The organism is Sphingorhabdus sp. YGSMI21, from assembly GCF_002776575.1.
Classification (GTDB): domain Bacteria; phylum Pseudomonadota; class Alphaproteobacteria; order Sphingomonadales; family Sphingomonadaceae; genus Parasphingorhabdus.
In genome coordinates, this window is record NZ_CP022548.1 from 307,501 (window position 1) to 320,000 (window position 12,500).

A 12,500-nucleotide genomic window follows, 5' to 3' on the forward strand; every position below is an offset into this window, starting at 1 on the left:
CGATGACCGGGGATGCGGCCGCCGACGCCTATGCAAGCCTGATGCGCGATTATAGTTTTCGCACCTTGGTCGACATGTTGGCCCTGGCCTGCGACCAGGGCGTGGAAAATGTGCCGGACGCGCCGCCCGAACTGGTCGATTTGATCCGCGAGATGGAGCGAACGCCCGACTGGGTCGACATGAAACTCGTCGAGAAAGGCGCACGTATAGATCGCAATTCAGCCGCAAATTTCGGCCCATTCATCATCCGCGGCGCATTCATCGCAACCTTCATGAATAAATATGCTGCGTTGCCGATGGCGATCACGGGCACATTAACGACCCAGACGGCCGCCAGACGGGTCAAGGATACCGCGACTTTCTTCACCACTTCTCTGCTGCCAGGCGCGCTCGAGCGCTTTGGCCCTGGCTTCAAAGCGGCGGCCATGGTGCGATTGATGCATTCGATGGTACGTGCAAACGTCTTGCGCCGCCCCGGTGAATGGGATGTCAGCGTTTACGGAATCCCCATTCCACAAGTCGACCAGATGCCTGCCGGGCTCATTGCGATCTTTCTTTTATCCTATAAAATGATCGCGGAGGGACGGGAACAATTCACGGACTCGGAACGTGCGAAGGTGGAACTGGCGCGCTATCGATGCTTCCTCCTCGGCCTTCCCGAAGATCTGCTCGCCGATACGCCCCAGGGGATCGTAGACCTCATGAACGCGCGTAGCGGGACCTTGCTCAGCGGATATGATGATGAAACATGCGGGGAATTGTTGCGGGCAACCATGGCTGCAGATTTACGGCCGAATAATTCGTTGCGCGCGCGCACCCACGAAACGTTCGAACGCGCTTTTGCGAAGCTGTTTTTCGTCAAAAGCTTCATGGGCAACGACAAGGAGAAAGCCGCTTCGATCGGCGTGGACCTGAAAGCGGGGGATATCGCGCTGGCCGCCATTGCCGGCATATTCATTTATGCCAGAATGCGGCTATATGCGCTCGCCGCACATATTCCCGGCTTGCGCGAGATCGCCGATCGCCGACTGGTCGCGAAGCTTCGGGCCCAGCTCGCCGACTATGGTCATGCCGAATTTACAACCGATGCGAGACAATATCGTCCGTCTGCCAAACCGGCGGCCGCGGATTGATCCGCAGCCGGGCGGCTTCTTTCATTCAATCATCCCAATGGTCGGCAATTAACCGGCTGGCATAAGCGCGTCCATCATCCGCACCGCGCTGCTATCGATCGGATCGATCCCCATATCCGAACGAATTTTGCTAATCGGATCAGCGATGTGCTCATGCCACGGTTCCGCAATCAATTGTTTGGTGGCTCGGCCATGACGCCAGCCATCAAAAGTAACGCCCAGCAACAAATCCATCACCTCAGGCGTATGATTCGCAACTTTGGTTACCACAGTCGCTAAAAAGCGCGTCGAATAATTCTGCCCGAACTGCGCCATTTGAAAGCCGGAGATGGCGACTTCGCCAGCTGCGGTAAACCCATATCCACCCACCAAGTGCCAGACGTCGTGAAGCTGAAGGATACGCCGGTTGGTCCTGTTTTGCGCTGGATAGTCTCCCGCTAAAACGACGTTATCGGCGTCAATTACCTCGATATCATAGCCGTTGGAATTCAACATCGTCAGCAATTCCGTTGCAAGAGTATCCGCTGGGTGTTTTTCCAGATCGGCGGTGGTCAGTCGGACTTCCGGTTGCGCAATCAAATCGTGCACCCCTTCGAATTCCAGCAGCGCCTCCTCGCAGCGATCCAACATCCGATCGTCATAAAGATCACCCAGCGCCACAACTTGCAATGTCAAATCCAGCTCGCCTTCGGTCGCTGATGGCGGTGCCTGGACAATATTCCAGAACCCGTCCCACAATGGCCGTGGCAAGGCTATACGGGGTTTCCCCTCTTTTACCCATGGCAATGCCTCGGTGATTTGAGCGGCGCGTTGGGCGCCGTCGTTGCTGGCCAAAGTTGCCGCCGCAATAGCGTCAAAGATCGGTACCTGGGCGACCGGATCGACAAATGCCGCGGTCGTCATCAGCGCAGCTATTCCCAATACCGGTTGCTCATCAAGCGGCGGCCGCCCCGTCTCGACCCACGTTTCGAATTCATTCCGCATTGCCAGATCCATCATCGCGATCACCCTCCAAAAATTGTTTTTTTGGAGATAACACTATAAAGATAGAATGATCAAGTTAGAACTGGCACTTCGCTTTTTATAGGCTATAGTGGGCCCATGTCAGAACCAGCCAAAACCAGTTTCCCCAGGCGCACCGCGACAAAAGCGCGCACCCGCCAACGTATTGTCGATGCCGCTCGGCGCCTGTTCGTAACCCACGGCTATGCCGACGCGACAATGGCGGCAATTTCCGAGGCTGCCGACATCCATATAACCACGCTGTTCACGCATTTTTCGTCCAAGCGCAAACTTGCGGCAGAGATCGCGGTTTCAGCCGGCACACGGTTTGAGACCGTAATCAAGACGCAGCGCGAACAGGGGGTACCGGTCCTGACATTCTGGCGGAACCAGGTCGCTCGAATTGCCCATGCTTATGAGCGCGACGGCGATGGACAGATTAATCTTGGACGAGCCATAGCCGGTGAACCCGATCTCCTACCCGTTTGGTTTGATCATCAGCGCCTGCAGGTATCTTTGCTGACGGATTATATTGCTGACGAGCTCGGGATAGACCCTCTGGAGGATCGTCGCGCGCAAATGGCCGCTGCTATGCTGGTCGCGGGCGGCCGTATGGCGTTCGACAGCTGGATCGAAAGCGGTCGAGCCGGCGATCTTGTCGCGGAGAACGAGCGGCTGCTCGATGCTGCCGAAGCCGTACTCGCAAACGGCTTGCCGTTGACAAAAAGCGATGCCGCCGACTCAGCCGATCCGGTTTGACGACAGAAACAGCATTATCAGAGCGTTTTCTCGCTCAGCTGCCGGATATTCTCGATATGACGCAGCCGGTTGATCGGATAATAAGCGAGGCAGACGATCGCGAGCACCGTCGCTAGCGCCGTCGTGCCGATATAGATACCGGCCAGCCTTTGCAGAACGTCACCACTGACAAGTCCGGGTTGTGCTTTGTCGGGGAAATTGACGAATGCGAGCAACAGACCCGCCAGCAGAATCCCCATGCCCGAAACCGCTTTGTTGACCATCGTTGATGCCGAAAAGAGCAGCCCCTCGGACCGGTGCCCGGTCTCCAGCTGGATCTGGTCAGTCACATCCGCGATCATCGATACGGCCAGAATTCCGCCCGCGATGGTTGTCATGATCGTGAAAGCGAACTGGCCCATTAACAGATATAATAGCATCGGTTCGCCATTGGCCGGAAAAAGGTCGGCCAGCCGCAATAGCAAGGGCGTTACATTGGAAATCAGCGCCAAGCTGAACATCATCAACGCAGACAGTTTTTTGCCAAAGCGCGCGGACAGAGGCAGGACCACGACGAAGGCCAAGAATATGCCGACGGTGCTGGTAGAAGCGACCATGGCGATCTGGCTTGCGCTCAATTCCCAGAAATAGGTCGAGAAATATATTTGAAGAGCCATGTTAATCCCGGAGGCAATGGCGAAAAACAAGCTGGCGAGAAGGACCGAAACATAAGAAGGGTGCACCAATATACCGAGCATTTCCTTCAGCATTTGTGATGTCGATATCGCCACGCGCGGTGGCGGAGCCGGGCGCTTCAACACTTCTTTTTGCGTGCCAAAGGACGATATCAGGACCGACACCATCATGATGGCTGCCGCTACCCACGCATAGACCCCATAGCCCCCGGCGTTCAGATGGCCGACCGGTTGCGCTGGCGTCGGCTGCAGAAAATAGCCGAATGTCACGATTGTCATGCCAAGGCCGCCGCACACTCCGAAGAAGAAGCGCGCGGCGACAAGTTTTGTCCGCTCATCATAGTCGCTGGTGAACTCGGCGAGCAAAGCCGTCGAGGGAATCTCGTAGAGGCTGATAGAGAAGCGCACGAAAATCGCGGTCATTACCAGCCATGCAAATTGCACAGCATTTGAAGCGTCGGGCGGGGACCAGAGCAGTAGGTAGAAAATTCCGATCGGCAAAGCCGCTGCATACATGAAAGGGTGCCGCCGCCCCAGGCGGGAGCGGAAATTGTCAGAATATTGCCCGAGCAAGGGATCGAATAGCGCGTCCGCGATCATCGCAATCATGATCGCCGATCCAACCCAGGCGGCCGGCAGGCCGATCACCTGATTGTAGAATAGCATCAGCAGAGCATTGAAGCCCTGATCCTTGACGCCAAACGCTATGGTACCCGAGCCATAGAGAAGCCGTGTTTTAAACGACAGCTGACCGTCGGCCACCGATCCGGATTGCGACATCCGCCGCTACCTAACGGAAACGAATTTCAAACTGGACACCGAAAGTCCGGGGCGGCGTAAGCGAATAGGACTGCGCCACCTCCAGCGTCGGCGAGGAAGCCAGAAGATCGCCCGTAGCGCCATCATAGCCCAGACTGTCAAAAACATTCTTCACATATGCGATAACCCGAAACCGGTCGTTGCGTTCGGTCCAGACCGCGCGGAGGTCCACCTGATCATAGGATGGCATACGGTTATATTCGCGGTTGAAGATGTTGCTATAGGCCGCACTGCGCCAGACATAATTGCCCGACAAGGATAGCGTACCCGGATCGAAGTCGATGTTATAGACAGCGTTCACGGCAACCTTGTGCCGCGGAGCGTTGGGCAGTCGCGCGCCGTCGACACTTTGCGGTTGCTGCCCTGCCACAACAGCGCCGGAAGGCTGAGCTCCCGGCTGGATAGCCAAGGGATCCTCTCCATCGACAAAACAGCATCCGCTCTCGACGCGCGAATGGCCAAAACCGTAATTGAACCCCAATTGCAGAGCATCGGTCGGCTGCCAGGCCAGTTCGGCTTCCGCTCCGTAGCTTTTCGAACTGTCGAGATTGAAGAACTCGGTGAGCTGCGCGCCCCCCGGCTGCGATACCGTCAGTGGCACCTGAAGCCCCTTATAGTCGTAGTAGAAGCCAGCCAGATTGACCCGAAGTCTCGCGCCGAGTGTTCGTTTATATCCTATCTCGTAAGCATTGACATGCTCCGCCCCCGTTTGTGGCAGCGCCGAGATACCCCCCGCATTGAACCCGCCCGATTTATATCCCCGGCTGTAGCGCAGGAAGGCCAATTCATCTTCTGTCGGTTGCCATTGGGCTGCGATAGTGCCGGTTACAGCATCCCAACTGTTCGACAGTCCGCGACTGGCGATACCGGTCGCCGGGTCAATCGCGACAGCAGAAACCACGCCCGGCGCGGCGGCTGTAGAAATTTGCGACGCGGTGATATCGAGCGCTGGTGTCGCGCTACCATATTGATCGGGCGAAAAACCGCCGCAGCCAAAGCAGAGGATGCGGAAAGATTCATCGCCGCTTTTCTTGTCACGGGTATAGCGCAACCCACCTGTCACTTTGAACGCGTCGGAGATCTGGTAGTCGATCTGGCCGAACACAGCCATCGACTTGGTGGTCAGCGTCGAAGCGGCATATACGAAATCGCTGGACGGGTTGGCCGGACCATTGGCTGGCGTCTGCAATTGCAGCTGATCGGGTGCGCGGAAGTGCGTTTCCTGAGTCAGAGTCTCCTGATAATAATATAAACCGGCGACCCATTGCAGCGGTCCGTTGGTGTTCGACGTCAGGTTGAGTTCGCCGCTGCCAAAAGACTTGTCGGTATCCAGGTCAACTTGTGACGACGGAAATACCGTCAACGGTCCACAGCCGGGAATGAACGCGCAAATCCCTCCACCGGCAGCGAGCGGAAATGTATAGGAAATCACGCTGGTATCATCGAGTTCATAGATATTTTCGGCACGATATTGCTGATAGCCGCCAAGCAGCCGAACATCGAACGTTGGCAATGTCCATGTTATGTCGCCGGTCGCACTGAAATTGTCACGCACCCGCTGTGTCTGGGTCGTGTCGGCACTGAAATGCCTGATATCGTTCGCCCCTGGCGGCTGGGGATTCGGGTTCAGCGTCACGACGCCCGGGGTCAAATAGCCGAAGGCAGCCCCCGGGGTGATCGCTCCGAAGGGATAAGGCGCGAAATCATAGCCGCCGATACGGTTGATTGTGCGGGGCTTGAGATCCGAACTTTCTGTCGACAATTTGACCCAGCCAACGACATCCGGTCCGAGATCGGCTTCCAGTTGCAGTTCAAGATACCGGCGGTCGCCCCGCCCCCCTTCACTGCCCTTGCCAGCATCATTTTTGAAATAACCGCGCTCCTGGTTCTGATATGCACCCGCAAACCGTGCCCGAAGTCCTTTCGCGACCTCTCCCGAGGCAGAAGCCTCCAGACTATAGAGGCCGTAATTGCCAATCCTCGCGCGTAGATCCGCATTCAGTTCTTCCGTAGGTCGTCTGGAGATCGCATTGATGGCGCCGCCAATTGAATTTCGTCCGTAAAGCGTGCCTTGCGGGCCGCGCAACACTTCAACGCGTTCGATAAAAAAGTCCGATGCGGCAATCGAGGCGGTCGAGGAATCATATATTCCATCCGTATATGTGGAGACTCCCGGATCGCTGCCATTGGTATTTGTCTGGCGGCCAATGCCGCGGATGAAAACACGGTCGTTACTCGCTGAGTAGCTGAGGCCCGGCGTGAAATTCGCAAAATCCTGCAGCGTATCAATGCCGGCGATTTGCCGGACATCGGACGTATAGGCCGATATCGGCAAGGCTACGTCCTGAAGATTGACACTGCGCTTTTCGGCGGTGACAACAATTTCGACAAGGCCGCTATCACCTTTCGCGCTAGATGACTGATCTTCCGCCGGCGCGGAATCCTGAGTTTGAGCCGCAGCCGGTGTCACTACAAATGCGACACTCGCAAGCATCCATGAAATATTTCGCATACCCATCCTCTCCCCTCGCCAGCCATCAGCTGGTCGATAATTAGAACAGTGATCCCGCTTATACGGGTCTCACTTCATTAGTATCCGGGATGCCTTTTTCGCATCTCCTGAATCGGATGTTATAGGAGATTTATATATTAGTCTATAATCATATAATTATCGGTACAGATAATGATGAACTTGACGGAATACAGCCAGATATTCCGTACCTACTGCTGCCTAAAATCAGGCGGCCCCGGCATTGGTGCTCCCGGATCGGCATTGTCGGCTCTCTGTAAATCGGGCGAGATCGCAACCTCGTAGAAACGCAAATCCCTTCATCGAAGAGGCCGCCTGTGTTTCAAATTCAATTTACATAATAATTGTCTTATCGATTTTTCTATGCCAATAGAATTAAGTGCCTCGGCGTGTCTCGTGACGCCGACAACGTTTAAGCCACCACGAAGATGGAGGCAGAAATGGGGAGGAAAATAATGGCTCGACAATTGTGCCTGGCGAATTGGCCAAATATGTTGCTGAGAAGAAGCGACGGGTCTCCTCTCGCGCGGGAACGGAATTCTCTGATGGCAATATGGGGGACTTTCAAATGAGCGCGTCTTCCACCCTTAAAGAACTCTCCAAACGCGATGTTCCTGACTGGTATAATGACGCCAAGTTCGGAATCTTCATCCATTGGGGGGCTTTCGCTATTCCCGGCTTTGCACCGCGCCTCGGCTCGATTGGCGAAGCCTTTGTCAAAGACTATGACCGGGCGGTTGCGATGGTGCCCTATACTGAGTGGTACTGGAACGCGACCAAAGTTGCGGGCACGCCCTCGGCTGAGTTCCACAAGGCGAATTATGGCGACGCCCCTTATACGGATTTCAAACAACCATTCGAAGAGGGACTGAAGCAGTGGGATCCCTCGGCTTGGACGGAGGCTTTTCGCGATGCAGGCGCCCGCTATGTCGTGCTCGTGACGAAACATCATGACGGACTTTCGCTTTGGCCGTCCGATATTGCCAACCCGCACCAAGAGAACTGGAGCACAAGCCGTGATATTGTCGGCGAACTGGCGACGGCCGTGCGCGCAGCCGGGATGCGGTTCGGGGTCTATTATTCGGGAGGGATCGACTGGACCTTCAATCGTCGGCCGATGCGCACGCTTGGCGACTTCATTTCGTCGACACCCGGCGGCGACTATCCGGCCTATGCTATGGCCCAGGTTCGCGAATTGATCGAGAAATATGAACCCTCGGTGCTCTGGAATGACATATCATGGCCAACCCGCTCCAAATCGCTCTTCCAGCTATTTGCCGATTATTATTCGGCCGTGCCGGATGGTGTGGTCAACGACCGCTGGGTGGCGGCAAGCGTTCCACGAGCGTTGCTGAAAATCCCGTTGGTCCGGAAACTCATTGATCGCAAAATAAAGGCGTCCTTGGGCAAACGTACTGGCGAGGAATCGGAGGGCATCATCCCGCCACCCGTCCCACACAGTGACTTTCGTACGCCCGAATATGCAGCCTTCGCCGAAATCCAGATAAAAAAATGGGAAGCAACGCGCGGGATGAGTCATTCATTCGGCTTCAACCGCAACGATACGGATGCTGATTATGACAGCGCCGAAACACTCATCCATGATTTCATCGATGCCGTATCGCGCAATGGCAATCTTTTGCTCAATGTCGGCCCCCGCGGCACTGATGCGACCATCCCGGACGAACAATTGAAGCGACTGAAACAATTTGGCACATGGTTGCGAGCCAATGGCGATGCAATTTATGGCACGCAGCCGTGGACTCGCTCGGATGGAGAGACCGAGGACGGCCAGGCCGTCCGCTTTACCGCCTCGCCGGGACGGTTGAACCTGATTTTCAAGGGTCCGATCGCGTCCAGACGATTACGGGTGAAAGACCTGATCATCTCCGGTCCAGCTTCCCGCCTTGCCGATGGCAGCCCGGTGACCTTGGAGGTGCAGGGACAGGATCTTCTACTGACCTTCGTGAGCCCCAGCTCTGATCCGATCGGCACCGCGGTATCGGTAGCGCTAGCCGGAACGTGAGGCTGCTGAACACCGGAAGGTCGCCATGGTGGATGCTTGGCTAGATTGTGTCTGGAACTTCCCAACTCGCAGCAGGTTATGACGGGCTTTCTCCAGACGCAGGAAAGCCTCGCTGTTTCGAGCGAGGCTGGAATTGGATAGTTTGTATATTTTGGTTGGTTGCGGGAGTAGGATTTGAACCTACGACCTTCAGGTTATGAGCCTGACGAGCTACCGGACTGCTCCATCCCGCGCCAACGTGTCTGGAGGCCTTGTGGGGCGGACCAGAAAGTAAAAAAGCGGCCGGCCCTATGAGGGACAGGCCGCTTTTGAAAAGGTGAATGGGTTATTTCCTCGTGACTACTGTTCATGCGCCTGCTGCAATGCCTGGCGACGTCCTACTCTTCCATGCCTTGAGACAAAGTACCATCGGCGCAACCTGGTTTCACGGCCGAGTTCGAGATGGGATCGGGTGGGGCACAGGCGCTATGGCCACCAAGCAATGAAGCAGGCGCATAAGCTGTAATCACGGGTCTTTTAATCGATGTGGCAAGATGATGCACGGTTTTTGATGCCGTGCATATTGACCATGGGCCGAGCCTAATTGTCCGTTCATCAGGCAACATGCTGTTTCCAACATTGTTGTTGATGGCGGGATTCTACAAGCGCGAATTGAGTAATTAGGACTGGTTAGCTTCATGCGTTACCGCACTTCCACACCCAGCCTATCAACGTGGTGGTCTTCCACGACTCTATGATAACTTATCTCGAGGGAGGCTTCCCGCTTAGATGCTTTCAGCGGTTATCCCGTCCATACATAGCTACCCAGCAGCACGCCTGGCGGCATGACTGGTACACCAGAGGTATGTTCAACCCGGTCCTCTCGTACTAGGGTCAACTCCTCTCAATTATCGACGCCCACGGCAGATAGGGACCAAACTGTCTCGCGACGTTCTGAACCCAGCTCACGTACCACTTTAATTGGCGAACAGCCAAACCCTTGGGACCTGCTCCAGCCCCAGGATGTGATGAGCCGACATCGAGGTGCCAAACGATTCCGTCGATATGAGCTCTTGGGAATCATCAGCCTGTTATCCCCGGCGTACCTTTTATCCGTTGAGCGATGGCCCTTCCACGAGGGACCACCGGATCACTATGACCGACTTTCGTCTCTGCTCGACTTGTCAGTCTCGCAGTCAGGCTGGCTTATGCCATTGCACTCTAACAGACGGTTTCCAACCGTCCTGAGCCAACCATCGCGCGCCTCCGTTACTCTTTAGGAGGCGACCGCCCCAGTCAAACTACCCGCCACAGAGGGTCCCTGATCCGGATAACGGATCTAGGTTAGACACCAGAAAACAATAGGGTGGTATTTCACATTATGGCTCCACTCGGACTGGCGCCCAAGTTTCAAAGCCTCCCACCTATTCTACACAATTCTTTCCTAATGCCACTCTGAAGCTGCAGTAAAGGTGCACGGGGTCTTTCCGTCTAACCGCGGGTACTCCGCATCTTCACGGAGAATTCAATTTCGCTGAGCATATCCTGGAGACAGTGGGGAAGTCGTTACGCCATTCGTGCAGGTCGGAACTTACCCGACAAGGAATTTCGCTACCTTAGGACCGTTATAGTTACGGCCGCCGTTTACTCGGGCTTCAATTCAGAGCTTGCACTCCTCCTCTTAACCTTCGAGCACCGGGCAGGCGTCAGACCCTATACGTCGTCTTGAAGCCGACTTAGCAGAGTCCTGTGTTTTTGCTAAACAGTCGCTACCCCCCAGCTTGTGCCCCCTGCCAAAAGTTGCCTTCTGACAGGGCCTCCTTCTCCCGAAGTTACGGAGGTAATTTGCCGAGTTCCTTCAGGATACTTCTCTCAAGCGCCTTGGTATACTCTACCTGCCCACCTGTGTCGGTTTAGGGTACGGTCTATATGGTGGAGCTATTTCCTGGAACCTCTTCGAAGCCTGATCAATCCAATAAGATCAGACAACACACGAGATCCGTCACATTCCACCAGGTCACGGAATATTAACCGTGTTCCCATCGACTACCCCCTTCGGGCTCGTCTTAGGGGCCGACTCACCCTGCTCAGATTAGCTTTAAGCAGGAACCCTTGGGCTTTCGGCGACAGTGCATCTCACACTGTTTGTCGCTACTCATGTCAGCATTCGCACTTCCGATACGTCCACCGTCGGTTACCCTTCGGCTTCATCCGCTTACGGAACGCTCCGCTACCGCTCAGAATAAATTCTGAACCCTAAGCTTCGGTGCATATCTTTAGCCCCGTTACATCTTCGCCGCAGGAACCCTTATTTAGACCAGTGAGCTGTTACGCTTTCTTTAAAGGATGGCTGCTTCTAAGCCAACCTCCTGGTTGTTTTGGGATTCCCACATGCTTTCCCACTTAGATATGACTTGGGGACCTTAGCTGTAGGTTAGGGCTGTTTCCCTTTTGACGACGGACCTTAGCACCCGCCGTCTGTCTCCCGGACTTGTCTCTATGGTATTCGGAGTTTGGTTAGGTTTGGTAGGTCTCGCGACCCCCTAGCCCATCCAGTGCTCTACCCCCATAGGAAAACATCCGAGGCACTACCTCAATAGTTTTCGCGGAGAACCAGCTATTTCCCGGCTTGATTGGCCTTTCACCCCTAAACACAACTCATCCAATAATTTTTCAACATTAAATGGTTCGGTCCTCCAGTGCGTGTTACCGCACCTTCAACCTGGTCATGCCTAGATCGCCGGGTTTCGGGTCTAATCCATCTAACTCAGTCGCCCTATTCAGACTCGCTTTCGCTGCGCCTACACCTAACGGCTTAAGCTTGCTAGATAGATTAAGTCACTGACCCATTATGCAAGAGGTACGCGGTCACCCCACAAGGGGGCTCCCACTGCTTGTAAGCATTCGGTTTCAGGTACTATTTCACTCCCCTAATCGGGGTGCTTTTCACCTTTCCCTCACGGTACTTGTTCACTATCGGTCACATACGAGTATTTAGGCTTGGAGGGTGGTCCCCCCATGTTCAGACAGAATTTCACGTGTTCCGCCCTACTCGAGTCCTGATTGATCATTTTCGCATACGGGACTGTCACCCACTATGGTCAAACTTTCCAGAATGTTCTGCTAATTTACAATCAGGCACTGGCCTGGTCCGCGTTCGCTCGCCACTACTAACGGAATCTCGGTTGATGTCTTTTCCTCCGGTTACTGAGATGTTTCAGTTCGCCGGGTTCGCTTCACCAAGTCTATTTTATTCAACTCGGTAATATCCTTCCCCATTTACTCTCACCTTGTCAGACCCCAGGAAAACCTGAAGTCCTTCAAAACAAAAGTAAATGGTGAGGATGGGTTCCCCCATTCGGAAATCGCTGGATCAAAGATTGCTCACATCTCCCCAACGCTTATCGCAGCGTGCCACGTCCTTCATCGCCTGTATGTGCCAAGGCATCCACCAAATGCTCTTACCTCACGCTTGAGAATCCACACCACCAACAACAAGATTGGAACAATCCTCCCACGCTCCTTGCATAAAAAAGCGCTTCAGATGACCAATTCGGCCTTGCCTGTATGATGCGGAC

The 12,500-nt window shown here is 54.7% G+C and carries 6 protein-coding genes, 1 tRNA gene and 2 rRNA genes (1 of these 9 running past the window's edge); 3 read left to right on the forward strand and 6 right to left on the reverse strand.

Translation table 11 applies throughout. The features are described 5' to 3' along the window. Positions 1-1,133 carry the 3' portion of an oxygenase MpaB family protein gene (locus tag CHN51_RS01460; protein ID WP_100092429.1) on the forward strand. Its footprint begins 211 nt before the window's first position, so the window shows 1,133 of its 1,344 coding nt (coding positions 212-1,344); its start codon lies beyond the left edge, outside the window; its stop codon occupies positions 1,131-1,133. Positions 1,134-1,181: 48 nt separating this feature from the next. Here the strand turns inward: CHN51_RS01460 and CHN51_RS01465 are convergent, their stop codons facing one another. Next, on the reverse strand, positions 1,182-2,132 hold the full coding sequence (locus CHN51_RS01465) for a Coq4 family protein (protein WP_100092430.1): 951 nt from the start codon (positions 2,130-2,132) through the stop codon (positions 1,182-1,184). 102 nt (positions 2,133-2,234) lie between these two features. On the opposite strand from CHN51_RS01465, the gene CHN51_RS01470 reads away from it, so the two are divergent. Then, a complete protein-coding gene (locus CHN51_RS01470) occupies positions 2,235-2,894 on the forward strand; it encodes a TetR/AcrR family transcriptional regulator (RefSeq protein ID WP_100092431.1) in 660 nt (219 codons plus the stop codon). A 17-nt stretch (positions 2,895-2,911) separates the two neighbouring features. Here CHN51_RS01470 and CHN51_RS01475 read toward each other — a convergent pair whose 3' ends face one another. Then, positions 2,912-4,348: an MFS transporter gene (locus CHN51_RS01475; protein WP_100092432.1), complete on the reverse strand. Its 1,437-nt coding sequence runs from the start codon at positions 4,346-4,348 to the stop codon at positions 2,912-2,914. A 10-nt stretch (positions 4,349-4,358) separates the two neighbouring features. After that, positions 4,359-6,899: a TonB-dependent receptor gene (locus CHN51_RS01480; RefSeq protein WP_164088942.1), complete on the reverse strand. Its 2,541-nt coding sequence runs from the start codon at positions 6,897-6,899 to the stop codon at positions 4,359-4,361. A 586-nt stretch (positions 6,900-7,485) separates the two neighbouring features. Here CHN51_RS01480 and CHN51_RS01485 point away from each other — a divergent pair. After that, complete coding sequence (locus tag CHN51_RS01485) at positions 7,486-8,943, forward strand: alpha-L-fucosidase (protein ID WP_100095361.1); 1,458 nt, start codon at positions 7,486-7,488, stop codon at positions 8,941-8,943. 156 nt (positions 8,944-9,099) lie between these two features. On the opposite strand, the gene CHN51_RS01490 is transcribed toward CHN51_RS01485, so the two are convergent. The 3 genes from CHN51_RS01490 to CHN51_RS01500 form a co-directional block, all read right to left on the reverse strand. Then, positions 9,100-9,176 (reverse strand) — tRNA-Met (locus CHN51_RS01490). A 131-nt stretch (positions 9,177-9,307) separates the two neighbouring features. Continuing rightward, a 5S ribosomal RNA gene (gene rrf, locus CHN51_RS01495) occupies positions 9,308-9,422 on the reverse strand. A gap of 160 nt (positions 9,423-9,582) precedes the next feature. Next, positions 9,583-12,397, reverse strand: a 23S ribosomal RNA gene (locus CHN51_RS01500). Between the last annotated feature and the right edge of the window lie 103 nt (positions 12,398-12,500).